At 71.5% G+C, this 26084-nt stretch carries 29 protein-coding genes; 9 read left to right on the top strand and 20 right to left on the bottom strand.

The genetic code is table 11. The features are described from left to right. Nucleotides 1-95: 95 nt before the first annotated feature. Together C8K30_RS17445 and C8K30_RS17450 are read right to left on the bottom strand one after the other, a co-directional pair. Nucleotides 96-941, bottom strand: a complete 846-nt coding sequence (locus C8K30_RS17445) for an ABC transporter permease (RefSeq protein ID WP_108494163.1) — start codon at nucleotides 939-941, stop codon at nucleotides 96-98. Further along, the gene (locus tag C8K30_RS17450) at nucleotides 938-1927 is read right to left on the bottom strand and encodes an ABC transporter ATP-binding protein (protein ID WP_108494164.1); all 990 of its coding nucleotides are present in this window, start codon (nucleotides 1925-1927) and stop codon (nucleotides 938-940) included. Before C8K30_RS17450 ends, C8K30_RS17445 begins: the two co-directional genes overlap by 4 nt. Before the next feature lie 136 nt (nucleotides 1928-2063). Here C8K30_RS17450 and C8K30_RS17455 point away from each other — a divergent pair, with 136 nt between their 5' ends. After that, entirely contained in the window at nucleotides 2064-3128 is a 1065-nt protein-coding gene (locus C8K30_RS17455) for an alcohol dehydrogenase catalytic domain-containing protein (protein ID WP_108494165.1), read from the top strand. Between the two features lie 94 nt (nucleotides 3129-3222). Here C8K30_RS17455 and C8K30_RS17460 read toward each other — a convergent pair whose 3' ends face one another. After that, nucleotides 3223-3816 (bottom strand): TOPRIM nucleotidyl transferase/hydrolase domain-containing protein, encoded by a 594-nt coding sequence (locus tag C8K30_RS17460; protein WP_108494166.1) that lies wholly within the window; start codon nucleotides 3814-3816, stop codon nucleotides 3223-3225. A gap of 771 nt (nucleotides 3817-4587) precedes the next feature. On the opposite strand from C8K30_RS17460, the gene C8K30_RS17465 reads away from it, so the two are divergent. Then, on the top strand, nucleotides 4588-5532 hold the full coding sequence (locus tag C8K30_RS17465) for an NAD(P)-dependent oxidoreductase (protein WP_158281039.1): 945 nt from the start codon (nucleotides 4588-4590) through the stop codon (nucleotides 5530-5532). A 36-nt stretch (nucleotides 5533-5568) separates the two neighbouring features. Here the strand turns inward: C8K30_RS17465 and C8K30_RS17470 are convergent, their stop codons facing one another. The 3 genes from C8K30_RS17470 to C8K30_RS17480 all read right to left on the bottom strand — a co-directional run bounded on the left by C8K30_RS17470 (nucleotide 5569) and on the right by C8K30_RS17480 (nucleotide 7081). Beyond that, nucleotides 5569-5946: a nuclear transport factor 2 family protein gene (locus C8K30_RS17470; protein WP_108494168.1), complete on the bottom strand. Its 378-nt coding sequence runs from the start codon at nucleotides 5944-5946 to the stop codon at nucleotides 5569-5571. Nucleotides 5947-5959: 13 nt separating this feature from the next. Then, a complete protein-coding gene (locus C8K30_RS17475) occupies nucleotides 5960-6343 on the bottom strand; it encodes an MmcQ/YjbR family DNA-binding protein (protein WP_108494169.1) in 384 nt (127 codons plus the stop codon). A 78-nt stretch (nucleotides 6344-6421) separates the two neighbouring features. Then, on the bottom strand, nucleotides 6422-7081 hold the full coding sequence (locus C8K30_RS17480) for a response regulator transcription factor (RefSeq protein ID WP_108494345.1): 660 nt from the start codon (nucleotides 7079-7081) through the stop codon (nucleotides 6422-6424). 96 nt (nucleotides 7082-7177) lie between these two features. On the opposite strand from C8K30_RS17480, the gene C8K30_RS17485 reads away from it, so the two are divergent. After that, on the top strand, nucleotides 7178-8134 hold the full coding sequence (locus tag C8K30_RS17485) for an oxidoreductase (RefSeq protein WP_108494170.1): 957 nt from the start codon (nucleotides 7178-7180) through the stop codon (nucleotides 8132-8134). A 96-nt stretch (nucleotides 8135-8230) separates the two neighbouring features. On the opposite strand, the gene C8K30_RS17490 is transcribed toward C8K30_RS17485, so the two are convergent. Both C8K30_RS17490 and C8K30_RS17495 read right to left on the bottom strand, forming a co-directional pair. Next, on the bottom strand, nucleotides 8231-9316 hold the full coding sequence (locus C8K30_RS17490) for an acyl-CoA desaturase (protein ID WP_108494171.1): 1086 nt from the start codon (nucleotides 9314-9316) through the stop codon (nucleotides 8231-8233). Nucleotides 9317-9377: 61 nt separating this feature from the next. Further along, complete coding sequence (locus tag C8K30_RS17495) at nucleotides 9378-10679, bottom strand: sensor histidine kinase (protein ID WP_108494172.1); 1302 nt, start codon at nucleotides 10677-10679, stop codon at nucleotides 9378-9380. 107 nt (nucleotides 10680-10786) lie between these two features. On the opposite strand from C8K30_RS17495, the gene C8K30_RS17500 reads away from it, so the two are divergent. After that, complete coding sequence (locus tag C8K30_RS17500) at nucleotides 10787-11476, top strand: response regulator transcription factor (RefSeq protein WP_108494173.1); 690 nt, start codon at nucleotides 10787-10789, stop codon at nucleotides 11474-11476. A gap of 11 nt (nucleotides 11477-11487) precedes the next feature. Here C8K30_RS17500 and C8K30_RS17505 read toward each other — a convergent pair whose 3' ends face one another. Then, the gene (locus C8K30_RS17505) at nucleotides 11488-13884 is read right to left on the bottom strand and encodes an excinuclease ABC subunit UvrA (protein ID WP_108494346.1); all 2397 of its coding nucleotides are present in this window, start codon (nucleotides 13882-13884) and stop codon (nucleotides 11488-11490) included. Between the two features lie 80 nt (nucleotides 13885-13964). On the opposite strand from C8K30_RS17505, the gene C8K30_RS17510 reads away from it, so the two are divergent. Then, the gene (locus C8K30_RS17510; protein ID WP_108494174.1) at nucleotides 13965-14882 is read left to right on the top strand and encodes a PhzF family phenazine biosynthesis protein; all 918 of its coding nucleotides are present in this window, start codon (nucleotides 13965-13967) and stop codon (nucleotides 14880-14882) included. A gap of 51 nt (nucleotides 14883-14933) precedes the next feature. Here C8K30_RS17510 and C8K30_RS17515 read toward each other — a convergent pair whose 3' ends face one another. Beyond that, nucleotides 14934-15353, bottom strand: coding sequence for a VOC family protein (locus tag C8K30_RS17515; RefSeq protein ID WP_108494347.1), 420 nt, complete (start codon nucleotides 15351-15353; stop codon nucleotides 14934-14936). Between the two features lie 5 nt (nucleotides 15354-15358). Next, nucleotides 15359-15823 carry a helix-turn-helix transcriptional regulator gene (locus C8K30_RS17520; RefSeq protein ID WP_108494175.1) on the bottom strand — a complete coding sequence of 155 codons (465 nt, stop codon included), beginning with the start codon at nucleotides 15821-15823 and terminating at the stop codon, nucleotides 15359-15361. 296 nt (nucleotides 15824-16119) lie between these two features. Between C8K30_RS17520 and C8K30_RS17525 the strand changes: the two genes are divergently transcribed. Beyond that, on the top strand, nucleotides 16120-16803 hold the full coding sequence (locus C8K30_RS17525) for an AAA family ATPase (RefSeq protein WP_146197512.1): 684 nt from the start codon (nucleotides 16120-16122) through the stop codon (nucleotides 16801-16803). On the opposite strand, the gene C8K30_RS17530 is transcribed toward C8K30_RS17525, so the two are convergent. After that, nucleotides 16771-17370 (bottom strand): carboxymuconolactone decarboxylase family protein, encoded by a 600-nt coding sequence (locus C8K30_RS17530; RefSeq protein WP_108494177.1) that lies wholly within the window; start codon nucleotides 17368-17370, stop codon nucleotides 16771-16773. The two genes, C8K30_RS17525 and C8K30_RS17530, sit on opposite strands and share 33 nt — an antisense overlap. 96 nt (nucleotides 17371-17466) lie before the next feature. Further along, complete coding sequence (locus tag C8K30_RS17535) at nucleotides 17467-18489, bottom strand: LLM class flavin-dependent oxidoreductase (protein WP_108494178.1); 1023 nt, start codon at nucleotides 18487-18489, stop codon at nucleotides 17467-17469. Between the two features lie 110 nt (nucleotides 18490-18599). Here C8K30_RS17535 and C8K30_RS17540 point away from each other — a divergent pair, with 110 nt between their 5' ends. Beyond that, nucleotides 18600-18794 carry a hypothetical protein gene (locus C8K30_RS17540; protein WP_108494179.1) on the top strand — a complete coding sequence of 65 codons (195 nt, stop codon included), beginning with the start codon at nucleotides 18600-18602 and terminating at the stop codon, nucleotides 18792-18794. 34 nt (nucleotides 18795-18828) lie between these two features. On the opposite strand, the gene C8K30_RS17545 is transcribed toward C8K30_RS17540, so the two are convergent. From C8K30_RS17545 to C8K30_RS17550, 3 genes are all read right to left on the bottom strand, one after another. Beyond that, on the bottom strand, nucleotides 18829-19857 hold the full coding sequence (locus tag C8K30_RS17545; protein WP_233257242.1) for a LacI family DNA-binding transcriptional regulator: 1029 nt from the start codon (nucleotides 19855-19857) through the stop codon (nucleotides 18829-18831). Beyond that, nucleotides 19854-20111: a hypothetical protein gene (locus tag C8K30_RS30365; protein WP_146197513.1), complete on the bottom strand. Its 258-nt coding sequence runs from the start codon at nucleotides 20109-20111 to the stop codon at nucleotides 19854-19856. The genes C8K30_RS17545 and C8K30_RS30365 overlap by 4 nt, the downstream gene beginning before the upstream one ends. Before the next feature lie 124 nt (nucleotides 20112-20235). Then, complete coding sequence (locus C8K30_RS17550; RefSeq protein WP_108494181.1) at nucleotides 20236-21612, bottom strand: NAD-dependent malic enzyme; 1377 nt, start codon at nucleotides 21610-21612, stop codon at nucleotides 20236-20238. 152 nt (nucleotides 21613-21764) lie between these two features. Between C8K30_RS17550 and C8K30_RS17555 the strand changes: the two genes are divergently transcribed. After that, nucleotides 21765-22259, top strand: coding sequence for a GNAT family N-acetyltransferase (locus tag C8K30_RS17555; RefSeq protein WP_108494182.1), 495 nt, complete (start codon nucleotides 21765-21767; stop codon nucleotides 22257-22259). Between the two features lie 37 nt (nucleotides 22260-22296). Here the strand turns inward: C8K30_RS17555 and C8K30_RS17560 are convergent, their stop codons facing one another. Beyond that, a complete protein-coding gene (locus tag C8K30_RS17560; protein WP_158281040.1) occupies nucleotides 22297-23049 on the bottom strand; it encodes a tyrosine-protein phosphatase in 753 nt (250 codons plus the stop codon). Nucleotides 23050-23152: 103 nt separating this feature from the next. After that, nucleotides 23153-24214: a MerR family transcriptional regulator gene (locus tag C8K30_RS17565; protein ID WP_146197514.1), complete on the bottom strand. Its 1062-nt coding sequence runs from the start codon at nucleotides 24212-24214 to the stop codon at nucleotides 23153-23155. On the opposite strand from C8K30_RS17565, the gene C8K30_RS30370 reads away from it, so the two are divergent. After that, nucleotides 24215-24412 (top strand): hypothetical protein, encoded by a 198-nt coding sequence (locus C8K30_RS30370; protein ID WP_146197515.1) that lies wholly within the window; start codon nucleotides 24215-24217, stop codon nucleotides 24410-24412. It abuts the gene before it with no gap. Between the two features lie 103 nt (nucleotides 24413-24515). Here the strand turns inward: C8K30_RS30370 and C8K30_RS17570 are convergent, their stop codons facing one another. Next, nucleotides 24516-25472, bottom strand: a complete 957-nt coding sequence (locus tag C8K30_RS17570; RefSeq protein WP_108494185.1) for a ribonuclease Z — start codon at nucleotides 25470-25472, stop codon at nucleotides 24516-24518. 79 nt (nucleotides 25473-25551) lie between these two features. After that, complete coding sequence (locus tag C8K30_RS17575) at nucleotides 25552-25887, bottom strand: hypothetical protein (RefSeq protein ID WP_108494186.1); 336 nt, start codon at nucleotides 25885-25887, stop codon at nucleotides 25552-25554. Between the last annotated feature and the right edge of the window lie 197 nt (nucleotides 25888-26084).

The raw sequence follows: 26084 nt of genomic DNA on the forward strand, positions 1-26084 counted from the left end.
AATATGCCGCTGACCTGCAACGGAACCACGACCCGGCCGGGTCGGACGTACCGGTCACCATCAGCGGCCCGCACGTCCGAACCGCCCCGACGGGCTCAGGCCAGGTCGCGGCGGCGCATCACCGTCAGGACCACCGCCGTCAGACCCACGATGTAGGCGGCGACCGTCAGCAGGGCCTGGTCGCCAGGGATGACGTCGAGCACACCGGGCGTGCCCGAACCGGCCCCGGTGAGCGACCCGACCAGGGAGCCGGCAGCCGTCCCCGGCAGGAAATGGGTCACCTGCTCGACGACGTCCAGCAGGGAACCGACACCACGCAGCAGGTTCTCCACCACCAGGGCCCAGACCAACCCCAGCCCCACCGCGAGCGCCGGGCCGCGAGCGATGATCCCGACGGCGTAACCGAGCAGGGCCCACATCCCCAGCACGAGCAGCCCGCCGCCGACCGCCCGGGCGAGATCGCCCGCCGTCGGCCAGCTGATGGCCTCGCCCTCGGTCAGGGCGATGCCGCTGGACACGGCGACGAACAGGGCGAGAGTCACCCCGACGATGAGGACCACGAACACGCTCAACGCGGTCAAGGAACCGCCGACCACCGCGATCCGGGACGGGCCCTGCGTGAACGAGGTCTTCCAGGTACCCCAGCCGAACCCGTTGCCCGCGACCAGGGCGCCCAGCACCATCGCGAGCGCCCCGCCGAACATCGGCATGCCCTGGACCAGGACGTCGGGAACACCCTGCGGCAGGAGCCCGACCAGAAGTGCCTCGCGCGCGGCACCCTCCGCGGCAAAGCTCTCCGTCCCGGTGACGTAGGAGACGTAGTCGAAGACGTACCCGAACGTCAGGGCGAGGGCCACCCAGGCGCCGACGGTGATCCACACCGCCGGCCACCTGCACAGCCGGAGCAGCTCCGCGCGGGTGCTGTCGAGGACGGCGGTCATGAGACGGGCTCCTTCGTGCGCGTGGCGGCCGCGGCCGTGTTCGTGGTGGCTCTGGTGCTCGGGTCGGCGGCGCTCGCGGTCATCTCGAAGAAGACCTCCTCGAGGGTCCGCTCGCTGGGGGCCACCTCGTGCACGTCTGCCCCTGCGGCCACCAGCGCACGGGTCAGGTCGGGCGCCGCGGAGGCGGGCAGGTCCACCCCGAGGGCGCCGTCGGGCAGGGGGCGGACGCCGTCCGGGCCGGCCAGCCGGGACGCGACCGCGAGCGCCGTGTCCCGCGGGGTGGCGCGCACGCGCACCGTGATGCCGCCGCGCAGGTCCGCGACGGCCGCCTCCCGCAGCAGCCGGCCATGGTCGATGATCCCGACCCGGTCGCAGATCTCCTGCACCTCCGTCAGCAGATGGCTGGACAGGACCACTGTGCGGCCGTCGCGGGCCAGGGACACGACCAGCTCGCGCATGTCCGCCATGCCCGTCGGGTCCAGGCCGTTGGTCGGCTCGTCCAGGATCACCAGCTCCGGGTCACCGAGCAGCGCCGCCGCGACACCGAGGCGCTGCTTCATGCCCAGGGAGTAGCCCTTGTAGGCGTCGTCGCCGCGCCCGGTCAGGTCGACCAGGTCCAGGACCCGCTCCACCTCCGCGCGCGGCAGGTGCCGGTACCGGGCCAGGGAGCGCAGGTTGTCCCGGCCCGACAGGTACGGGTAGAAACCAGGCCCCTCGACCAGGGCACCCACCCGCCCCGTCACGTCCGCCCGCCCCGCCGGCCGGCCCAGCACCGTCGCCCGCCCCGCAGTGGGGCGGACCAGCCCCAGCACCATGCGCAGCGTCGTCGTCTTGCCCGCGCCGTTGTGGCCCAGGAAGCCGTACACCTCGCCGCGCCGCACCGTCATGCTGACCCGGTCCACGGCAACCCGGTCGCCGTACCGCTTGGTCAGCGCATCGGTCCGCACCACGAGCTCGCTCGTGTCGTTCACACCTGTCTCGTCCATGACCCCACAGTCGCCCCAGGAGGTAGGCCCGGCGTCCGTCAGCAAGCGACAACCCGGGTACGCAGGTTTGCGTACACCCGACCGTTCAGACAGCCCGCGCGCCCCGCCTCGCGGTGCCGCGTGGTTGAATCCGCTCGTGCGCGCCATTCTCTTCGACCAGTTCCAGGGCCCCACCGACGTCCGCGAGGTCCCCGACCCGAAGGCGCCCGACGGCGGGGTGGTCGTGCGGGTGCACGCGACCGGCCTGTGCCTGAGCGACTGGCACGCCTGGTCCGGGCACGACGCCGACATCACCGACCTGCCGCACGTCCCGGGCCATGAGCTCGCGGGCACGATCGCCGAGGTGGGCGCCGGCGTCACGAACTGGCACGTCGGGGACCGGGTCACCGTGCCGTTCGTCAGCGGCTGCGGCGCCTGCAAGTGGTGCCGCAGCGGCCAGGCGCAGGTCTGCCCCGACCAGACGCAGCCCGGCTTCACGCACTGGGGCTCCTACGCGGAGCTCGTCACCCTCTACGCCGCCGACGCCAACCTCGTCGCGATTCCCGACCACGTCTCGTTCGAGACGGCGGCCAGCCTCGGCTGCCGCTTCGCCACCGCCTACCGCGCCGTGGCCGGGCGGGCGCAGGTCCGGGCGGGGGAGTGGGTCGTGGTCGTCGGCGCGGGCGGCGTCGGGCTCAGCGCCATCATGGTCGCGGTCGCCCGCGGGGCGCACGTCGTCGCGATCGACCGGTCCGAGGGCGCCCTGGACGCCGCCCGCCGCGCCGGCGCCGAGCACACCGTGCTCGCGGACGGTCCCGCGCTCGCGGACGGCCTCGACGTCCCCGCCGTCGTCCACCAGGTGACCGACGGCGGCGCGCACGTCGCGGTGGACGCCGTCGGCAGCGAGCGGACGTGCGCCGACGCGATCCTGAGCCTGCGCCGCCGCGGACGGCACGTGCAGGTCGGCCTGTTCCCGCCCGTCGACGGCGGCCCGCGCGTGCCGATGGGCCGTGTGATCGCCTGGGAGCTCGACGTGCTCGGGAGCCACGGCATGGCGGCGGCCGACTACCCCGAGATGCTGGACCTCGTCGCCTCCGGTGCGCTGCGGCCCCAGGACCTCCTGGACCGGGTCGTCGGCATGGCGGAGGCCGCCCGGCTGGTGCCCACGATGGACTCCGCGCCGCGCGCCGGGATGGTGGTGCTTGACCCGCGCAGGCCATGAAGACGTAGGCCTGTTGGACGCGGCGAAGACACGGGCCTGTCAGACTCACGGGCTACCCCCCCCGTGTTGTTCTGTACATCTGACACGTCAGAGGTCAGGCGGCCCAGCGCAGGAGCGCGTCCAGGGGAGCCGGCACCCGGTCCAGGGGAAGCACCTCGGCCAGGCGGCGTCCGTAGCGTTCCTTGCGGCCGCCCTTGGAGCCGATGAACCGGTGCAGCTGCTGGGTGGTGGTGCGTTCGCGCTGGGCCGGCTGGCCCTGCAGCCGCTCGAAGCTGCGCAGCTCGCCCTCGGCGTCGATCAGGGCGAGGAACCCGTCGATGCCGATCGCCCGGATCAGCTCGTCCTCGAGGTCCCGGTCGCACCGGAAGAAGCCGAGGTCGGTCAGGGGAGTGGTCGCGTCGAACCGGCGCACACCGACCCGGTCGAGGCCCTTGATGACAAACCTTTCCTCCGCGGCGTCGTACAGGCCGCCGAGCCGGATGCTCCGGTCACCGGGCAGCTGGTCGACCAGGGCGACGAGGTGGTGGCCGATGTTGGTGATCCCGCCCATCGCGACGACCTGCACACCGAGGTCGGCGAGGGGGAGGCCCAGGCGGGCGGCGAGCGTCTCGACAGCCGCCCGGTCGCTCTCGCCCTCCACGAGCACCGCGGTGCTCGTGGAGGCGGCGAGAATTCCGGCGAGATTCATGGTCTCCGGATCGTATGCCTCGGGCGCTGGGAGGGGCCGCAGGATTTTCGGGCTGCTACCGTGTTGATCTTGGTTCGTGTTGAAAGACAGTTGTGTTGCGCTATACACAATGCTTTAGATGAGTTGGGGCGACGCGATCGGGGTAGGGGCGTGGAACGAGAACCGGTCGCACGCGCCCCAGGGCCGCCGTATTGCTCGGCCCGTATTGCTCGGCCCGGGCTGCGGGGCACGTGCTGCGAAGCCCGACTCGTCCCGCGAAGCCCGCGAGTTCGGTCGAACGCATGGCTCCGGCTCGTGGCTTCGGTCGGCTGCCTTGAGATCGGTCCAATAAGCGACCGATCTCAAGGCAGCCGACCGAAGCCACTCAGGGCGAGGGGGCAAGTGACCGAACTCAGCGCCACGTAGAGTCCGGCGACCGCGTGACGTGGACGCGAAGAGTCCGGCTGTGCCGTGCGGCGGAGGGCACCACCCGGGGGCGGGCCTCAGGGCCTCTTCCACCGCCGTAATGACATAATGTGCATTATCGGATGTAACCCGATCTGCCGCAGAAGCCCGTCCGTACGCCGATGACGGCCGCTGGAGATGACGGCCGCCGGGACGGTACGCAGCCCCGAAGATCGAGCTCGCCGCCGTCGACCGCGGTCGACGCCGGTCCGGGGAGGCTCTTTGATCGGCGAGCCCACGGAACGCTCGCAAGCCTGGAACATCAGGCCGCGAGCCCAGTCCGCTGACATAACTGACCCGGACCGTCTCCCCGGCACAATGGGCGTGATGGCACCCGAACCCTCAGCACCCACTCTGGCCGAGACCCTGCGCACCCGTCCGACCGTGTCTGTAGGCGACGACGTCGACAACGGTCTGCGTGAAGCGCTCCTCACGTGGGCGCACACCCACGGCCTGGAGATCCTGGATCGCGGCGCGACGCTCGCGATCACGACGAAGCCCGAGTACGCGGCGGACGCCGCCTGGGTGCACTCTCCCTTCGCGGGTGTCGAGCACCTGGCGCCCGCCCTGCCGGACGACGTGCTCCTGACCCGCACCACCGGGACGATGCCCTGGCGCATCGCCGAGTACGTGCTCGCCTGGGTCCTTGCCGAACGCTGGCAGACAGCCCGCTACCTCGCCGACTCGGCGTCGGCCACCTGGGACCCGTCGAACCCGCCGATGCCGCCCGACCGGGATAGAGCCGTAGTGGTCGGCACCGGTGCCATCGGAAGGTCGATCGCCCGGTCACTGGCCGCCGTCGGGCATCGGGTCACGGGCCTCAGCAGGACCGGCCGTCCCGACGACGCGTTCGACGCCGTGCTGCCCTTCGCCGAGGCACACGCTCCCGCGCTCGCCGGGGCGGGTGTCGACGTCCTCGTGCTCGCGCTCCCCCACACCCCGCAGACGACCGGCCTGATCAGCCCACAGCTGCTCCAGACGTTCGACCGCGTGCACCTGCTCAACATCGGACGAGGGTCGGCGATCGGCACGGACACGCTGGTCGGGGCGCTCGACGCCGGCCGGGTACGGCACGCGACCCTCGACGTCGCCGAACCAGAACCGCTCGACCCGGCATCGCCCCTGTGGCGCCGCCCGGACGTCACGATCACGCCGCACGTCTCGGGGCTGACGCTGCCGTCCGACGTCGTCACGAGCCTGGACGCGGCGCTCATGCAGGTCCGCGACGGCGTTCGTCCGGCATCGGCCGTCGAGCGGGATCGCGGCTACTGAGCCGTCGGTTGCCCAGCCGTCGGTTGCTGGGCGCGGTCAGTGGCCGTCCGGCTGCTTCGGCGCGAACGGCCACTCCTCGAAGGCGGCACAGCGCCCGTCGTCGTCGAACGTGAGGACCCACAGGTCGCGCCAGCGGCCGCCCGGTGCGGCATAGTCCACGCTCACGCGCACGACCGCCGTCGGACCGTCCACGGCGAGCACCTCGCTGGTCATCGTGAACGACTCGTCCGGCCCGTCACGTCCGGCCTCCCAGAACTCCGTCACCGCGGGCAGCCCCACGATCGGCGACGCCCACGGTGACGTCAGGTAGGACGCGTCGGCGCTGAACAGGTCGGAGAGGCCGTCCGTTCCCGCCGTCCGCCAGAGCCGTTCGTAGTCGCGGACCCAGGTCTCGACCGTCGCGCGGTTCGTCATGTCTCGACCCTACTCAGCCCGCGTCCGGCACGCCCGGCCGGCTCACCTGGTCCGCGAGACTCTGCGGCGCCTGGATGCAGAAGGAGTCAGTGAGCAGCTCTGCCAGCTCCTCCCAGTCCGTGCCCTCGTCCAGCACCAGTCCGACCACGTTGGTGCCCCAGCTCGCCTTGAAGTACCGCGGGCCGAGGTGCTGGAACGCCTCCACCTCGTCGGGCTCGGCGCGGAAGGTGATCCGGATCAGGCCGTCCTCTCCCCCGAACACGTGTGCCACCGTGGCCTGCCGGACCTGCCAGGCCACGCCGGTCCAGGCGTCCTTCTCGGAGCACTCCGGAAGACGCTCGAACAGTGCGGCGAGCCGCAGGACGATATCGGTCGGGACGGTTGCACGTTCGCTCACGCCAGGAGTCTCGCACCAGCCACTGACATCGTCCGCTGACCCGATCCGCCGGCGCCGAGCCGGGCGAGTACCAGGGCGTCAGACGAGGCCGAGCTCTCGCGCCCGCACGCCGGCCTGGAACCGCGACCCGGCGCCCAGGGCGTCCATCAGCTCGGCCACCCGGCGCCGGTAGGTGCGCACACCGAGGCCCAGCGTCCGGGCCGCCGCCTCGTCCTTGACCCCCTGGCTGAGCAGGTCCAGCACCTGGGGCGCGAGCTGCCGGATCTCGGCGATCCGCGTGTCGTAGACGGCGAGGTCGATGGCCGACCGCCAGGCCGCGTCGAACAGGGAGGTGACGCCCTGCACCGCCTCGCGCTGGGTGATCACGCTGTAGCTGCGCCGGCCGGCGCTGACGTCGCCGGCCAGGATCACCAGCCGGCGGTCGAGGATGATCGTCTCGTTGATCTCCTCGCTCGTGATGCGGATCTGCGCACCGTGCCGGTCCCGGTCCCGCGCCAGCCTCTGCGCCGCCACCGGGTCCAGCAGCAGCGCGGACCGGTAGACCTTGCGGATCCGTATGTCACTCGGGTGACGCGTCCGGATCATCTCGGCGAGCTCCCCCGACGCTTGCGTCCTCGCCCAGGTGGAGAGGTCGTTGGCGGCGCAGGCGACGTCTGTCGCGGACGTGAACAGGTGCGCCGTCCGTTCCATCAGCTCCTGTTCGCCGCGCACGATGGTGACGGCCTCGCCTGTCTGCATGGCTTCGATCATCCCCGGCGCCACTCCCCCGCGCCAGGCTCGGCAACAAGTTGCCATCGTCGTGGAATCGGGCCCCCGTGGAGCAAGGCTGGCCGCATGACCACTGACACCACCACAACCACCCCGAACGCCGCCGACGCCGGAACGTGGCAGCTCGGCGACCGCACGATCAACCGCATCGGCCTAGGTGCGATGCGGCTCATGGGCATGCCCTGGGACAAGGCGCCCCGCAGCCGGGACGCCTCGATCGCCGTCCTGCGGCGCGCCGTCGAGCTCGGCGTGAACCACATCGACACCGCAGCCTTCTACTTCGTCCCGCTCCGCTCGGCCAACGAGCTGATCAGCACGGCCCTCCAGCCCTACCCCGACGACCTGGTGATCACCACGAAGGTCGGCCCGGGCCGTTCGCGCGACGGCGGGTTCGAGCCGATGGCGCGCCCCGACCAGCTCCGCGGCCAGGTCGAGGAGAACATCCGCCAGCTCGGCCGCGACCACCTCGACGTCGTCAACCTGCGCTGGGGCACGACCATGGCGGGCCAGGGACGAGAGCCCGAGTCGGTGGCCGAGCACTTCGGCGCCCTCGCGGAGCTTCGTGAGGCCGGCCTGATCCGGCACCTCGGGATCTCGAACATCCTTCCCGAGCAGCTGACCGAGGCGATGAGCATCGCGCCGGTGGTGTGCGTGCAGAACCAGTACGGCCTGACCAGCCGCGAGGACGACGCCCTGGTCACGCTGTGCGGCGAGCACGGCATCGCGTTCGTGCCGTTCTTCTCCGTCGGAGCGGCAGTCGAGGGCGCCTCTCCGGCGGGCGGTGCCGACAAGACCGGCCAGGCAGAGGTCGCCGCGATCGCCGAGGCCCAGGGCGCCACCCCGGCACAGGTCCGCCTGGCCTGGACCCTGCACCGGGGCCCGCACGTCCTCGCGATCCCCGGGACCGGCAGCACGGCGCACCTGGAGGAGAACGTCGCCGCCGGCGCCCTCCGGCTGAGCGAGGACCAGCTCGCGACGCTCGACGGGATCGTCCCGGGAACGGGCGTGTCGGCGCTCAGGTAACCCGACGAGGACGCGGCCGGCCTGGCGAGCCTGGCGCTGCGGGCGGCGGACGGGACCTGACGGCCGAGGTAGGCCCCGCCGCCAGGCCCCGTCCCGCTACCGGTACTGCGCGGCGACCGGGCAGTCCATCGGGTCGGCGTGGCCGAGCCCGACACGGTTCAGATAGCTGACGATGATCCCGTACGACTCGAACAGCCCGGTCTCGGTGTACGGGATGTCACGCTCGGCGCAGAACGCCTGCACGAGCGGGCGCGCGTGCCGCAGGTTGACGCTGGGCATCCGCGGGAAGACGTGGTGCTCGATCTGGTAGTTGAGGCCGCCCATGGCCACGTCGACGAACCAGCCGCCCCGGATGTTGCGCGACGTGAGCACCTGGCGGCGCAGGAAGTCGATCTTGAGGTCCTTGGGGAGCAGCGGCATCCCCTTGTGGTTCGGCGCGAAGGTCGCACCCATGTACAGACCGAACACGGCGAGCTGCACGGCCATGAACGCGACGCCGAGGGCGGGCCCGAGCGTGAGCACGACGAGGGTCGGGAAACCGACGAGCCGGATGCCCAGGAGCCAGCCCTCCGCGGCCCGGTGCTTGATCGCGGGTGTCGTGGCCAGGGTCTGGACGGCGTTGGCGTGAAGCACCGGGCCGAACAGCGTAAGGATCGGGAAGAACAGCCAGCCCTGGCGGCGGGTGACCCAGCCCATGAACCCGGTACGCCCGACCTCCTCGCCCGGCACGAACACGAGCGGACCGGTGTCGATGTCGCCGTCCTTGCCGATCACGTTGGGGTTCGCGTGGTGCTTGTTGTGCTTGCGGGCCCACCAGCCGTGGCTGAGCCCGACCACGAGGTTGGCGATGATCCGTGCGAACCACTCGTTGCGGCGTCCGGAGCGGAAGATCTGGAGGTGCCCGGCGTCGTGGCCCAGGAACGCGCCCTGGGTGAACACGACGCCGAACAGGACGGCCACGGCGAGCTGCCACCACGTGTCGCCCAGCGTGAACAGCAGCCAGAAAGCGAGCGCCAGGCCCGCCGCGATCGCGGCGGTGCGGCCGGCGTACCAGCCGACGCGTCGCTCCATCAGGCCTGCGGCGGTGGCGCGTTCCGCGAGGTCGAAGTAGTCGTTCGTCTGCTTGTTGCGGGCCGGGCGGGACTGGCGGGCCGGGCGTGGCGGTGCGTCGGTCGTCGTCATAGGGTCAAGGTAGAAAGTGGTTTGCCCCCTTCGCGTCCCCCGCAGGAGCCAACCTGACCCCCTACGTGAGTAGTGGGTCGTCGTCGAGGACGACGACGGGCAGGGTCGCGGTGAGCTGGAAGCCGCCGTCCGGCGTCGGGCCGGCAGCGACCTTCCCGCCGAAGGCGGCGGCGCGTTCGCGGATGCCGGCCAGGCCGAGCTGCGCGCCTGGCGTGGGCTCGTCGCTGCGCGCGGGGGCCGAGTTGGTGACGCGGACCCGTAGGTCGTGCCCGTCGTCGGTGATCGCGACGGTGACGGCGATCGAGGACCCGGGGGCGTGCCGCAGGGCGTTGCTCAGTGCCTCCTGGACGACGCGGAAGCCGGTGAGCCCGACGGCGTCGGGTACCACGGCGTCGGTGCCGGCGTAGGTGATCTCGACGCCGGAGGCTCGGGTGGAGTCGATGAGCCCGGCGACGTCGGGCAGGCCAGGCAGTGGCGCGGTGGGTGCGGTGTCCTGGCCGCGCAGGATGCCGAGCAGCCCGCGCATCTCCCCCAGGGCGCGTCGTGAGGAGGCCGCGATCTCCTCGAACTCCTGCTGTGCTGCCTCGTCGAGGCCGGGCTGGCGGTAGCGCGCGGTGGAGGCCTGGACGGTGATGACCGACATGCTGTGTGCGACGACGTCGTGCAGCTCCCGGGCGATCCGGTTGCGTTCCTCGAGCTCGCGGCGGCGGCCGGCCTCGGCGGCGCTGAGCCGTTCGGCCTGCTCCATGCGGATCATGCTCAGGATCCACAGCCGGACGAGCACGCCGACCAGGGCGATGCCGCCGCTCAGGGAGACCAGCACGACGCCGTTGGCGACGGCGGCCTCGCCCGCGTCGTCGACGATGGCCGCAGGGGCGAGGACCGTCAGCATCGCCCCCGCCGACCAGAGCGAGGCAGCCCAGTACCACGGGTGCCGCAGGGCGAGGACGAAGACCGTCAGGCAGTGCGCGAGCAGCACCGTGACCGGCCACGGCCATGGCCACACGGGTGTCGCGTCGGCTGTCACCACCATCAGGGCCAGGGCTGCCGGGACGGATGCGCCGAGCCCGGCCCACGGCCATCGCACGGCGAGGATGGGCGCGGCGCAGTGCACGAGCGTGAAGGCCATGGCGGCTGCGGGGTGGGTGCCGTACCCGGACGCGGTCAGCGGCCACCCGATGGCGACGAGCGCCACCGCGGCGATCGAGACCACCGTCCACATCCATACGACCTCGCGCCGGGCGATCGAGACCGCGGTGAGGTCCAGCCGGGTCAGGGAGCGCAGCCGCCAGAACCGCGTGCCGGGGCTGGGTGCGGCCGCGAGCGGCCCGGCTACGTGCGGCGCATCACGTGGGTAGTCCATCACTAGCAGGTTATGCCGTCAGGTAGGTCCGCCGCGTCACCCGGAAGAGGGAACCGGCGTCATACTTCCGGGCTTCGTCTGCTGGTGCCTTCGGCTAGTTTGTTCTCATGCCGCCAGCCCCCGACACCGCCGAGCACGCGATCCGGGTGCTCATCGTCGACGACCAGTCGATGATCCGTGCGGGCTTCGCGGCGCTCCTGGACGCGCACGAGGGGATCACGGTGGTCGGCACGGCCGACGACGGCGCGGGGATCTCCGACGTCGTGCGGCGCACGCAGCCCGACGTCGTGCTGATGGACATCCGGATGCCGAAGGTCAACGGGCTGGACGCGACCCGCACGATCATCGGTATGCCCGGCACTCCGCCGAAGGTGATCATGCTGACCACGTTCGACGCCGACGAGTACGTGTTCTCGGCTCTGCGCGCCGGCGCGAGCGGGTTCCTGCTGAAGGACTCCCCTCCCGAGGAGCTCACCCACGCGGTCCGCGTGGTGGCCGCAGGCGAGGCCCTCCTGTCCCCGAAGGTCACGCGGGCGCTCATCGCCGACTACGCGGCGCGCCCGACCCTGCCGGGGTCGCCGAACGCCACGCTGTCCGCGCTGACCGACCGCGAGCTCGACGTCATGAAGCTGGTCGCCGCCGGGCAGTCGAACGCGGAGATCGCCACCGAGCTGGTCCTGGCCGAGCAGACGGTCAAGACGCACGTCTCGCGCATCCTGAACAAGCTCGACCTGCGTGACCGGACGCAGATGGTGGTCTGCGCCTACGAGTCGGGACTGGTGCGGGCCGGGAGCTGATACGTCAGCCCCTAGTCCCCCACGTACTGCGCCAGGTGCTCCCCCGTCAGCGTCGCCTTCCCCGCCCGGGCCTGGGCCACGAGATCGGCGGGCGTGCCCTCGAAGACGACCCGGCCGCCGTCGTTCCCCGCGCCCGGACCGAGGTCGATGAGCCAGTCCGCATGCGCCATGACCGCCTGGTGGTGCTCGATAACGATGACTGATTTGCCCGATTCGACGAGCCGGTCGAGCAGCGCGAGCAGGTTCTCGACGTCGGCCAGGTGCAGGCCCGTGGTGGGCTCGTCGAGCACGTAGACCCCGCCCTCGCGGGCCATCTCGACGGCCAGCTTGAGGCGCTGCCGCTCTCCCCCGGACAGCGTGGTCAGCGGCTGGCCGATGCCGAGGTAGCCGAGTCCGACGTCGGACAGCCGCTCGAGGATCTTGTGCGCGGCCGGGACCGGAGCGGGGCCGTCCTTGGCGAAGAACGCCACGGCCTCGGCCACCGGCATCGCGAGCACCTCGCTGATGTCCTTGCCGCCACCGCTCTCGCCGCCGCCGAGCGTGTAGACCAGGGCCGAGGCGTCGAACCTCTTGCCGCCGCAGTCCTCGCAGGTGGTGGCAACGGTGTCCATGAAGCCGAGCTCGGTGTAGATGACGCCGGCCCCCTTGCACGTGGGGCAGGCGCCCTCCGAGTTGGCGCTGAACAGCGCGGGCTTGACGCCGTTGGCCTTGGCGAACGCCTTGCGGATCGGGTCCAGCAGGCCGGTGTACGTGGCGGGGTTGGACCGGCGCGACCCCTTGATCGCGCCCTGGTCGACGGTGACGACGCCGGCGCCGCCCGGGAGCGACCCGTGGATCAGGGAGCTCTTGCCCGACCCGGCCACCCCGGTGATGACGGTCAGGACACCGAGCGGCACGTCGACGTCGACGTCGCGCAGGTTGTGCGTGCTCGCCCCGCGTATCTCCAGCGCCCCGGACCCCGGACGCACCGAGTCCTTGAGCCGCGAGCGGTATCCGAGGTGGCGGCCGGTCAGGGTGCCGCTGGCCCGGAGCTCGTCGACCGTGCCCTCGAACTGGATGGTCCCGCCCGCGGAGCCCGCGCCGGGCCCGAGGTCGACCACGTGGTCGGCGATGGCGATGGCCTCCGGCTTGTGCTCGACGACGAGCACGGTGTTGCCCTTGTCCCGCAACTCGACCAGCAGGCGGTTCATGCGCTGGATGTCGTGCGGGTGCAGCCCGATGGTGGGCTCGTCGAAGACGTACGTGACGTCGGTCAGCGCCGAGCCGAGGTGCCGGATCAGCTTGGTGCGCTGCGCCTCTCCCCCGGACAGCGTGCCCGATGGGCGATCGAGCGAGAGGTAGCCCAGGCCGATCTCGGCGAACTTGTCGAGCTGGTGCTGCAGGCCGGCCAGCAGCGGGCCGGCGGACGCCCCGTCGTCGGTGGTGGCGAGCTTGCGTACCCAGACGGCCAGGTCGCTGATCTGCATAGCGCACGCGTCGGCGATGCTGATCCCGTCGATCTTGGCCGACCGCGCCGCCTCTGCCAGGCGAGTGCCGTCGCACTCCGGGCAGGTCACGAACGTGACCGCCTGCTCGACGAACGCCCGGATGTGCGGCTGCAGGGACTCGACGTCCTTGCTGAGCATCGACTTGCGGATCTTGGGGACCAGGCCCTCGTAGGTGAGGTTGATGCCCTTGGCCTTGATCTTGGTGGGCTCCTTGTACAGGAAGTCCGCGAGCTCCGTCTCGGTGTAGTCGCGGATCGCCTTGTCCGGGTCCAGGAAGCCCGACTCGCTGTAGGTCGCCACCATCCACCCGTCGGCGGTGTAGCCCGGGATCTTGATCGCACCCTCGTTCAGCGACTTCGAGTCGTCGAAGAACTGCGTCAGGTCGAGGTCGGTGACCTGCCCGCGCCCCTCGCACCGCGGACACATGCCGCCGTGGTAGACCAGCTCCCGCACTATCGTCTTCTCACCGGTGGACGACGTCATCACGCCGCTCGCCTTGCGCGCCGGGATGTTGAACGAGAACGCGATCGGCGGCCCGACCTGCGGCTGCCCGAGCCGGCTGAACAGGATGCGCAGCAGTGCGTTGGTGTCCGTGACCGTGCCGAGGGTGGACCGCGGGTTGGACCCGAGGCGCTCCTGGTCGACGACGATCGCGGTGGTCAGCCCGTCCAGCTGGTCCACCTCCGGCCGGTCCAGGGACGGCATGAAGCCCTGCACGAACGCGCTGTACGTCTCGTTGATCATCCGCTGCGACTCGGCGGCGACCGTCGCGAACACCAGCGAGCTCTTGCCCGACCCGGAGACGCCCGTGAACACGGTCAGCCGACGCTTCGGGATGTCGAGGCTGATGTCCTTGAGGTTGTTCTCGCGAGCGCCCTGGACCCGGATCAGGTCATGGCTGTCGGCGGGGTGGGTGTCCATGACGGCCACACTAGGCGGGGACCCGCGAGCGCCGCTTCTCGATATCTGATCGGTTGTTCCCGGGCCCTTACAGTTGCGCTGTGAATGATGCGAGCAAGGTGCCGTTTGTGCTGGTGGACGTCTTTGCGGAGGGGCCTTTGGCCGGTAATCCGGTGGCTCTGGTGCCTGACGCCGACGATCTGCCTGTCGGGACGATGCGGGCGATCGCGCGGGAGTTCAACCAGTCGGAGACGACGTTCGTGCTGCGGCCGTCGGACGGGCGGGCGGACGTCCGGTTCCGGTCGTTCACGCCGATCGGTGAGGAGGTCGGTGGGGCGGGGCACAACATCGTGGGTGCGTGGATCTGGCTGGCGGGTGCTGGTCGGCTGCCGGTGGGGCGGGAGGCGTTCGTCCAGGAGATCGGTGCTGACCTGATGCGGGTCCGGGTGGCGTACGGGTTGGGCGGGGTCTCGGGGTTCGGTGGGGTCGCGGTGACGATGACCCAGCTGGCGCCGGTTGCGGGTGGGGTGCTGCCCGCTGGTCGTCGGGGCGGGCTGGCGGGTGCGCTCGGGATCAGGGCGGCGGACCTTGCCGAGAGTTCGCCGTTGGTGATCTCGACGGGTGCGGGGCATCTGCTGACGGAGGTGCGGTCGCGGGCGGTGGTCGACCGGGTGGTGCCGGAGCCGAGGCCGCTGGCGGATGCGCTGCGGGCGGTGGGTGCGGAGGGGTGCTACGTGTATGCGCTGGAGGACGGGGCGGATCCGTATGCGCGGTTCTTCAACCCGATCATGGGGATCCCGGAGGATCCGGCGACGGGCACGGCGGCGGGGCCGCTGGCGGCGCGTCTGGTCGCGGAGGGTGTGGTCGGCCCGGGGGCTGTGGTGCGGGTCGAGCAGGGTACGGCGTTGGGGCGGCGGAGCCTGATCCGGGTGCGTGCGCTGCCTGACGGTGTGGAGCTGACCGGCGGTGGGGTCGTCTCGGCGGAGGGTGTGCTGCACCTGGGTGCGGACCGCTTCTAGCGGGGCACCCCGGTGCGCGGCACGCGGGCGAGGGGGGGTCGCTGTCGGGCCTCAGAGCTGCTTGATGCGGATGGTGTTGCCCGCGGGGTCGCGGAAGGCGCAGTCGCGGAAGCCGTAGGGCTGGTCGATGGGTTCCTGCATGACCTCGGCGCCGCTGGCTGCTACGCGTTCGAAGGTGCCGTCGAGGTCCTTGGTGCCCAGGATGACGGCGGCGTAGGTGCCCTTGGCCATCATCTCGGCGATGGTCTGGCGTTCGACGTCGGTGACCCCTGGGTCTGCGGCGGGTGGCGTCAGGACGATGGACGTGCCGGACTGGCCGTCGGGCCCGACGGTGATCCACCGCATGGTGCCTTTGCCGACGTCCAGGAGGACGTCGAAGCCGAGGGCGTCGCGGTAGAAGGCGAGCGAGGCCTCCGGGTCGGTGTGCGGGAGGAAGGTCTGCTGGATGGTGATCGCTGTGTCTGTGCTCATGACGGTCACGCTAGATCCCGGTTGGGGGTGCGCGCTTCTCGATTCCTGACCGGTCTGGTCACCTGCTTGGCGATGCAGGCCGGGAGGCCGGCGGTGTCGATCGACTCGGCGGCGAGCAGCGGGTCGCTGCGGTAGACGCTCGGCGGTACGCCGACCAGCTCGGTGAAGCGGGTGCTGAAGGTGCCCAGCGACGAGCAGCCGACGGCGAAGCAGACCTCGGTGACGCTGAGCTCGCCGCGGCGCAGCAGCATCATGGCGCGCTCGATGCGCCGGGTCATGAGGTAGCTGTACGGGGACTCCCCGTAGGCCGCCTTGAACTGGCGGGACAGGTGCCCGGCTGACATGTGGACCCCGGCCGCGAGCGCCGCGACGTCCAGGGGCTGGTCGTACTCGCGGTCCATGCGGTCGCGGACGCGGCGCAGGAGGGCGAGGTCGCGCAGGTGCTCCGCGTCTGCGGGTTTGCCGGTCACCTGTGTGATATTGCCACGTGGTCGTGCTGGGCGGCTGAAGAAGTCGAGGTAGCCGGAATCGCCAGATCGGGAACAAAAGTGGGCGTTTATACCGTTCTACCAGGCGTAATGAGCATCTGTCCGACGTCCGTGGCCCAGGGCTTCCCCGACACCTGGCGTGTGCCTGCGCACCCGACACCCTGGCCCGTGAACCCCGGTCCGTGAACCCGGTCCAGCACCCTCTCAGGGCGCTCCCGGCGATCCTGGATCGGCCCGCGCGATGCTGCTCACCCGGCCCCCTACGTCTGGAGGACCACGTGACAACACCCGCCCTACTCCCCCGCCTGCGCCCAGTCCCCGACTCCCCCGCCGCTGCTCCCGGCCCGCTGATGATCGTCGTGGGGGGCGTGCCGGGAGCCGGCAAGAGCACCCTCCTGGCCCGCGTCGCCGACGACGTCCCCCGCGCCGTCGTGCTCGACCCCGACCTGCACCGTCGCCGGATCGCCGCACGCCTGCCCTCCTGGGTGCCGTACGGCACCTACCGCTGGGCGGCGCACACCCTGCACGCCGCCGCGACCATGGTGAACGTGCTGCGCGGCCCGCGCTCCGGCGCCCCGCTCCTGGTGCACGACACCGCCACCCGCGAGCGCCGTCGGGAGACCCTGGGCCTGCTGGCGCGGTTGCGGGGCTGGGACCCCGTGCTGGTGGCGGTCGACGTGTCGCTGGCGGAGGCGCTCGACGGGCAGCTGGACCGGGGCCGCGTCGTGCAGCCGGACGAGTTCGTGCGGCACTGGGAACGGTGGACGTCGCAGCGCTCGATGCTCGCGGCGTCCGACGGCGACCCGCGCGGCCCGTGGTCGAGCGTGTACCTGATGCCTCGTTGCGATGCGTTCCAGCAGGTCCGTGACCTGGCAAGGCGCCGATCGGTAGTCCTGGCGGCGAGCCGGCCCGAGACGGGCCTCGAGGCATCACGGAGCGCCGGCACGCCCTGCGCCGCCTAGAGGCCCGCCCACAAGGGCTTCCCGCAGGGTGTCCGGCAGGTCGGGTGGTACGTCCGGAGGGACGGCGAGCGCGTGCAGGGCCCGGCTGAAGTAGTTCCGGGCCGCGGCCGCCAGCACGACGTCGACTATCTGCCGGTCGGTGAGCCCGAGCTCGCGCAGGCGCAGGGTGTCCTCCCGGGTCATCGCCGACGAGTCGCGGCTGATGCGCTCGGCGACCTCCATCGCCGCGACCTCCAGCTCCGTGAGGTCAGCGGTGTGGAAGTCCCGGGCGATCCGCTCGAGCTGGGCGTCGTCGAACACCGTGCGGGACTTGCGCCCGTGCGCCAGGCGGCACGCCTGCGACCCGATCGCGCCGGCCGCGGCGAGCGTCACCAGCTCGTACATGCGCAGCCCGATGCTCGGCACGAGGGCTTTCGTCAACGCTTCGAACGCGTGCTGTGCCTCCGGGTTGGTGGCCATCACCCGGGTGTGGCTCGGCACGTAGCCGAGGGCCTCGAGGTCTCCGGCGTACTGCTCGGCCCAGGCACCGGTGGCCTCGGCAGGCTCGGGCGTCCTGATGATGGTCATGTTCGCAGGGTCCCACCGCCGTCGTCGGCCCGACAGCCGGTGGGCGGGTGAGATCATCGCCCGCCCACCGGCGTCCCCGTCAGAGCAACAACCGGGTCACCGCCAGCCGAGCGCCGGCGCCACGTGCTTGATGATGTTCTCGATGACGTGCGCGTTGTAGTCCACGCCGAGCTGGTTGGGCACCGTCAGCAGCAGCGTGTCGGCCGCCGCGACCGCCTCGTCCTCGCGCAGGTCCTCGACCAGCGCGTCGGGCTCGCCCGCGTACGTCTTGCCGAACCGGGCGGGCCCGGTGTCGAGGTGGCCCACCTGGTCCTCGCTGTAGACCTCCATGCCGAAGTACTGCCGGTCACGCTGGTCGGTGATCGGGAAGATGCTGCGGCTGACGGACACGCGCGGCTCGTGCTCGTGTCCCGCCTCCGCCCAGGCGTCGCGGAACCGCTGGATCTGCTCGGCCTGCAGCCGGTGGAACGGCACGCCGGTGTCCTCGGTGAGCAGCGTGGACGACATGAGGTTCATGCCCTGGGCCGCCGTCCACTCGGCCGTCGCACGGGAGCCGGCGCCCCACCAGATGCGCCGCCGCAGCCCGTCGGAGTGCGGCTCGACGCGCAGCAACCCCGGCGGGTTGGGGAACATGGGGCGCGGGTTCGGCTCGGCGAAGCCCTCGCCGTCGAGCAGCTCCAGGAACCGGGCGGTGTGCTCCCGGGCCAGGTCCGCACCGCCGGCGTCCTTCGGCGCCGGCTCGTACCCGAAGTGCCGGTAGCCCTCGATGACCTGCTCGGGTGATCCACGGCTGATGCCGAGCTGCAGCCGCCCGCCGGAGATCAGGTCCGCCGAACCGGCGTCCTCCGCCATGTACAGCGGGTTCTCGTAGCGCATGTCGATCACGCCCGTGCCGATCTCGATGCGGCTCGTGCGCGCCCCGATCGCCGCCAGCAGCGGGAACGGCGAGGCGAGCTGCCGCGCGAAGTGGTGCACGCGGAAGTAGGCGCCGTCGGCACCCAGCTCCTCGGCGGCCACGGCCAGGTCGATCGACTGCAGCAGCGCGTCCGACGCCGAGCGGGTGCCCGACTGCGGATGCGGCGTCCAGTGACCGAAGGACAGGAACCCGATGTTCTTCACGCTGACCTCAACTCCCCCGGGGACTGTGCCCGTCCCGCGACGTCGGACCGTTCCCGAACCGTTATCGGCGCGTGGGCATCGTTTCCGGTATCCCGAGCGTCTCTATCAGTGTGAGCAACAACGACGCCTTCCTCGACCGCACCAACCCTCGACCCCACCGCCCCTTCGACGGCTCCGCACAGCCCGAGCCCGTCCGCTGGTGGATCCCCCTGGTGGCCTCCACCGGCGCACTGCTCGTCCTCGTCCTCGGCACCGCCGCGGTGGTCAGCGGCATCGTGAACTCGACGATCGGCAGCATGGGCTGACTCGTCCGGCCAGCTCGGCCGTACCGCTCGACCGTCAGGGCGCCGGCACGGGCCCGGTGCTGTCCCTGACGACCAGCTCGGTCGGCAGCGTGTGCGACGACGCCGCGCGGCCGGCCAGCAGATCTGCCAGAGCCCCCGCGGCCAGGTGCCCCTTGGTCGTGACGTCCTGCCGCACGGTGGTCAGCGCGGGAACGCCTGCCGTCGCAACCCGGCTGTCGTCGTAGCCGACGACCGACAGGTCCCCCGGCACCGACCGCCCCAACGCCGTCGCCGCCGTGATCACGGCACGGGCGAACACGTCGTCGAAGCACAGCACCGCCGTGACGTCGGACGACTCCAGCAGCTCCGTGGCCGCGGCGAGGGCCGCCGACCGCGGCAGGAGCGGCGTCCGCGCGACCACCGGCTCCACACCATGCTCCGCGAGGGTCTCCCGCCACCCGAGCAGGCGGTCCCGGTTGGGCGGGTCGAGGGCGAACTGCTCGGTCAGGGCGAGAACCCCGATCCGGCGGTGGCCGAGATCGAGCAGATGCTGCGCCCCGACCCGGGCGCCGCCGCGGTCGTTGACACCGATGGTCGTGACGCTCCGGCCCAGGTCCTGGTCGACGGCGACGACGGGCAGCTTGCGCCGCTCCAGCCACGCGACCCCCGCCGAGGCCGGGTCGCAGGTGTAGACCAGGGCGCCGTCGACCGCGACGTCGCGCGCCGGCAGGAACCCGTCACCCTGCGGCGGGGTCAGGACGGTCAGCGCCAGCCCGCGGCGGGTCAGCTCGTCGGCGACGGCGGCCACGAACTCCGCCGACACGTCGTCCTCGAACGCCTCGCTGAGCGGGCCGTTCAGCAGGAGCCCGACGGAACCCGTGCGGCCCCGGGCCAGTGCCCGGGCGGCCGGATCGGGCCCGCTGTACCCGAGCTTCTCCGCGGTCGCGAGAATCCGTTCCCGCAGGTCCTTGGACAGCTGGTCGGGGCGCGAGAAGGCGTTCGAGACCGTCATCCGGCTCACGCCTACCTCGTCCGCGACGGACTGCAGTGTCACCTTGGCCATATCCAGGCCAGTATCGCTCAAGCCGCTCCTCCGCCGGCACGCGCCGCTGTGCGCGGCACGGTCTGCGGCGTCGCGCACGGCGGGTCGAGCCGCGCCGCCACCGCGCGCAGCGCCGCCGCGAGCGCCGCTCGCGACCAGAGGTGCGAGCGGGCCGCACTGCGGCGTGGCCGACGCCGGCCGGGTGGATCGTCCACGACCGGAGCGTGCGGGCGAGCGCTGTTCATCTGGGCGATCGCGCGCCGTAGCGCAAGGTTCCCGCCGGAGTACTCGTGCATCGTAGCCACCTCCCCATAGGCTTCTTGACCGGTACAGTAACCACTATTTTCTGTACCGGTCAAGAGGCCTGTCGAGGCGATGACGAATCGCCTGGTGGGAAGCGTGCGGCCGGGGGCCGCGGCCTCACGCCTGCTTGCGCACCGCGTCTGCGACGGCCTCGGCGACCCGGTGGTCGAACACGCCCGGGATGATGTAGGCGCTGTTCAGCTCGTCCGGGCCGACGACCTCCGCGATCGCCACGGCGGCCACCCGCAGCAGCTCCGTGGTGATGTCCGTGGCGCCCGTGTCGAGCAGACCCCGGAACAGGCCGGGGAAGGCCAGCACGTTGTTGATCTGGTTCGGGTAGTCGCTGCGCCCGGTGGCCACCACTGCCGCCGTCTCGGCGGCCTCCAGCGGGTCCACCTCCGGCGTCGGGTTGGCCAGGGCGAACACGACGGCGTCGGCGGCCATCTGCGCCACGTCCGCGCCCGACAGGATGCCGCCCGCCGAGACCCCGACGAACACGTCGGCGCCCTTGAGACCCTCCTGCAGCGTGCCGGCGAACCCGTCCACGTTCGTGTTGTCCACGATCCAGCGCCGGTGCGGGTCGTCGGTGACCACCCCGGGGTGCAGGGCGCCGTCGCGCCCGAACGCCACGATGTGCCGCGCGCCCTGCGCCTTGAGCAGCCGGATGATCGCGTTGCCCGCCGCGCCGACGCCGGACACGACGATCCGCACGTCCTCGAGCTTCTTGTCGACCACCTTGAGGGCGTTGACCAGCGCCGCCAGCACCACGATCGCCGTGCCGTGCTGGTCGTCGTGGAAGACGGGGATGTCCAGCTCCTCGCGCAGCCGCGCCTCGATCTCGAAGCAGCGCGGCGCCGCGATGTCCTCCAGGTTCACACCCCCGTACACGGGTGCGATCGCCTTGACGATGCGGATGATCTCCTCGGTGTCCTTGGTGTCGAGGCACACCGGCCACGCGTCGACCCCGCCGAACTCCTTGAACAGCGCCGCCTTGCCCTCCATCACCGGCAGCGCCGCTGCCGGGCCGATGTCGCCCAGGCCGAGCACCGCGGTGCCGTCCGTGACCACGGCGACGGTGTTGCGCTTGATCGTCAGCCGGCGGGCGTCCTCGGGGTGCTCCGCGATGGCCAGGCACACCCGCGCCACACCCGGCGTGTACGCACGCGACAGGTCACGGCGCGTCTTGAGCGGCACCTTGTTCGTGACCTCGATCTTGCCGCCCAGGTGCATCAGGAACGTCGAGTCGCTCGACTTGAGCACCTCCGCACCCTCGAGCGCGTTCACCGCCGCCACGACCCGCTCGCCGTGCTCCGCATCGATCGTGTCGCACGTGACGTCCACGACCAGGCCGTGCGACGTCGAGTGCGCGATGTCCACCCCCATGACCGCAGCTCCGGCGTCGGCTACCGCGGCTACCACCGTGCTCGTGGCGCGCTGCGACGCGGCCACCTCCACGCGCAGGGTGATGGTGTAGCTCGGGCTGGGCAACGACATCGTGGCTCTCCTCGGTTTCCGGTCCGTACCGGGCCGGTCTGCAGCGCGCGGCGGTCCGCGCACGAGGAGATTCCTACCCCTGCAGCGTGACGTGCGCCACATGGGCCCGCGATGCGGACGGTGCGGCCCTCCCGCCCGCAGAGGATGGTGCCGTGAACATCGCCCCCGACTCCCCCTCTCGTGACGACGTCCGCCGGCTCCTCGACGAGCACCTGACCGACATGTTCGCCACGTCCCCGCCCGAGAGCGTGCACGCACTCGACCACTCGGCGCTGCTCGCGCCGTCCATCACCTTCTGGACCGCGCGCGACGACGACGGCACGCTGCTCGGGTGCGGCGCGCTGAGCGAGCTTCCCCTGCCGGCCGAGACACGCCAGGGCGAGATCAAGTCCATGCGCACCGCCGCCGACGCCCGCGGCCGGGGCGTGGCGTCGGCCGTTCTGGAGACGGTCCTGGCCGAGGCCAGGCGGCGCGCGTACTCGCGGGTGAGCCTGGAGACGGGGGCGCAGGACTACTTCGTGCCGGCGCGCCGCCTGTACGCACAGCACGGGTTCGTCGTGTGCGGTCCGTTCGGGGACTACACGGCGGACCCGCACAGCGTGTTCATGACCCTGGAGCTACCGGAACCGCGGCCCGCCGAGCGGTAGGCCGAGCGGTAGGCCGGACGCCAGCTCCGGCGCTCAGCTACCGAAGGAGCGCCCGCAGGCCCTTGATGCGCGGCTCGTCGAGCCCGACGTACCGGAGGTAGGCGGCCGGGTCCAGGTCCACGAGCCACGCCAGGAGGGCCGCGCGGCGCTCGCCGACGCGCTCCTCCAGCTGCTGGGCCGTCCAGGTCTCGCCCCGGTGCTGGACCCAGGCGCCCCGCTCGACGTCGTAGGAGACGCCGCCGCCCCGGTGCGTGGTCCCGCGAAAGGCACGCTCGTAGTCGTCGGCGATCGCCTGGTGCTCGACACCGGTCAGGGACAGCAGCATCGCGGTGATCATTCCCGTGCGGTCCCGGCCGGCGGCACAGTGCACCAGCACGGGGCCGGGAGCGTCGGCGATCGCCCGGAAGACCCCGGCGAACAGGTGCGGGTACATCGCGGTGTTGGGCGCGTAGGAACGCGGATGGTCGAGCCAGGGCCCGCAGGTCTCCAGGAAGTGGGGGTCGCCCGGATCCTCGGTAGGGGTGTTGCGGGTGACGAGCTCGCGAGGGCGTGCGGCGTCGGGCATGAGGTCGCGGGCCTGCTTGATCTCGGCGGGGTTGCGCAGGTCGACGACGGCGGTGAGCCCGTCGTCGAGCGCCTCCGCCCAGCCGGTGGGAGTGATCGGCTCGGGCGCCCCGGAGCGCCAGACGCGCCCGGGCGCAGTGCTTTCGCCGTCGTCGAGCGGGAGACCACCGAGATCGCGGAGGTTGACGGCTCCGTCCCAGGTCTGGAGGTTCACCACGTTGCTCATGGGCGGCATCGTGGTTCGGGTCCAGGAGCAGGTCAACGGGGAGAACTGCCCCTGGACGCCGAGAGCCGGTGCGTTTGGACGGCGTTTGGACGGCGTTGACCCGTCAGGCCGCCGACGCGGCCGCGTCGAGGTCCGCCACCACGACCAGGTAGTTGTCGGGCGCACCGGCCGCCTCGACAGCGTCAGCCACCTGCTGCGTGACGTCGTCCGGCTCGCCCGGATGGGTCAGGAGCCGGGCAAGGTGCTCGGGCTCGAGGACGGCGTGGACGCCGTCGGCAGTCAGGACGAGCCGGTCCCCCGGAAGCAGGTCGACCACGAACACGTCAGGCTCGGCCCACTCCGGCGCACCACCGAACGCCCGGTTGAGCAGCGCACGGTCAGGGTGCGACCGGGCCTCGTCCTCGGTGAGCCGCCCCTCCTCGACCAGCGCCGCGGCCACCGTGTGGTCCCGGGTGAGGGGTTCGGCCCCGCCGTCCCGCACGAGCCACGCCCGCGTGTCACCGATGTGCACGACCCGCCCCTGGTCGCCGTCGAGCAGGACGGCCGTCAGGGTCGTGCCGGCATGGTCGGCCCGCTCGGCCCGCACGCGGGCAGCCTCCGCAGCCTGTTCGACGGCGACCGCCAGCCCTGCGTCAGACACCCCTGCGCCGGACACGCCCTGGGCGAACGTGTGCAGCGCGATCGATGCAACCTGGTCGTCCCCGAAGCCGTCAGCGACGGCGATCAGCCCCGGCCGGACGAGACAGGCGTCGTTCATCGACGACCTCCCGCCGATGCCCATGCGCGCGGCGGCGCTCGCGGCCAGGGTGGTTCCGGTGCGTTCCATGGTGCTCTCCTTCGTACGGAGCCGGACGAGGAGCTCGGACACGATCGCGCGGCGTGAGGCCGTGTCGGCCTCGACCTGGCGCCAGTACGCCTGCACGGCGTCAGCCGCCATGCCCGACGGCGCCGACGCGACCTCGCGGATGCGCGCCAGAGGCATGCCGATGAGGCGCAACTGTGCCACCAGGCGTGCCCGGTCGAGCTGGGCGGACACGTACCAGCGATACCCGGTGAACGGGTCCACCCGGTCGGGGCGAAGCAGCCCGAGATCGTCGTACAGGCGCAACGCCTTCGGCGTCAGGCCGGACGCTCGGGCGAACTCACCGATGCTCAGGTGCTCCACGTGACCATCCTCGTCTCCGGCGACTGTCGCCGGTGTGCAGGAGGTTGGCGCTTCCCCCTGGGGCAAGGTCAAGGGCTGCGGGAGATCGAACCGGCGGCCGAGCAGTGGTTGGTGTCCCACCAGGTGGTGTCGACGGTCATCGCGGAGATGCCCGAACCTGCCCCAGAAATGCCTGACGGCCCCCTCAGTGAAAACTGAAAGGGCCGCGGCCGAACTTTAACCGGGAGACCTGCCCCGGCTTTCGTGTACCAGCCTAGACCACTCACACCATCAGTGGCACCGTTCCGCGCATCCCGGGACCTCACCTTCGCCGCGGCACCGGCACCCGGTCCAGGTCGGCCGCCACCGTGAGCTCGCCGTCGAACACGGTGCGGGCCTCCTTCTCGAACTCCGTCGGGTCGGTGTACCGCTGCGAGAAGTGGGTCAGCACGAGGCTGCGCACTCCGCACCGCGCGGCCACGGTCGCCGCCTGCAGTGCGGTCAGGTGCCCGTGGTCCCGCGCGAGGTCGCGGTCGCGGTCCAGGAACGTGGACTCGATGACGAGCAGGTCGACGCCGTCGGCGAGGCTCCACACGGCGTCACACATCCTGGTGTCCATCACGAACGCGAACGACTGCCCAGGGCGTGGCTCGCTGACGTCCTCGAGCCGCACCGTCCCGTACCGGGTCCGGAGCGTTCCCTCCCGGGCGAGCCGGCCGACGTCGGGCCCGGAGACGCCTGCGGCGGCCAGCCGGTCCGGGTCCATGCGGCGACCGTCCGGCTCGTCGAGCCGGTACCCGTAGGCCTCCAGCGAGTGGTCCAGCCGGGCGGCCCGCAGCGTCGTCGTGCCGTGCAGCTCGCCGGGCACGCGTGGCACGACGCCGTCGCGGGACAGCCCCTGCAGCGCGAGGCGCTCCTGGTGGTAGTACGCGGTGGCGTCACAGAGCGCCTCGATCCATCGGCGGCCCGACGCCGGGAACGTCACCGGAACCGTCTGCGGCACGGCGTCGAGGCTGATGCGCTGCACGACGCCGGCCAGGCCCAGGCTGTGGTCACCGTGCAGGTGCGTGATCGCGATCCGGGTCAGGGCCGTCGCGGAGATCCCCGCGTACAGCATCTGGCGCTGGGACCCCTCGCCCGGGTCGAACAGGATGACCTCGTCGTCCCAGAACAGCACGTAGCCGTTGTGGTTGCGGGTCCTCGTGGGCACCTGGCTGGCGGTGCCGAGCGCGACGAGCTCGCGGCTCGAGACGCGATGGTTGGCGGGGCGCTGGAACACGCTCGCATTGTGTCGCGACCGCGCCGTGACGGCACGGGAAATCACCAGCGATACCGTCAGGGTCCTAACTTTCTAAAGATCACCCGCAGCCGGGCAAGACGTTCAGCGGGTCGCACCCGTACTTGGCCTGAGCGAGCACGAGCACGGCCCAGGCGAAGCCGATCAGCATGGCTCCACCGACGAGGATGTTCAGGATCGGGTAGGTCCCGCCCTGCAGCACGGGGGCAAGCGCGAGGCCGGCTCCCGCAAGCAGGCAGCCGAGTGTCACAATGGTGATTGGGCTGGTCAGAGCGTCGGATGCCGACGGTTGAAGCCACCCGAACCGTTCCCCGGAGAGGACCAGCGCGACGTACGGAAGAGCGAACGCAAGCGCCGCGATGGCGCGCCAGTCCATGATCGAGAGCTTCGACAGCACCGTGACCTCCTCTTTTGACCTACCCCAGACAGTGGCCAAACACCCTGCACAAGTGTTAATAATCGGGGGGCGGTCCGCTATCTTTGGTAGTGATTTTCACAGAAACCGACATATTCGTACGATCTCCACTTTCAGGACTCTCGCGCCGATGGCACGCTGTGGCGCGTCGTAGCGCCACCGGCGGCACGGCTGTCGAG

Origin of the sequence: Promicromonospora sp. AC04, assembly GCF_003058225.1 — a bacterium.
Lineage (GTDB): Bacteria > Actinomycetota > Actinomycetes > Actinomycetales > Cellulomonadaceae > Promicromonospora.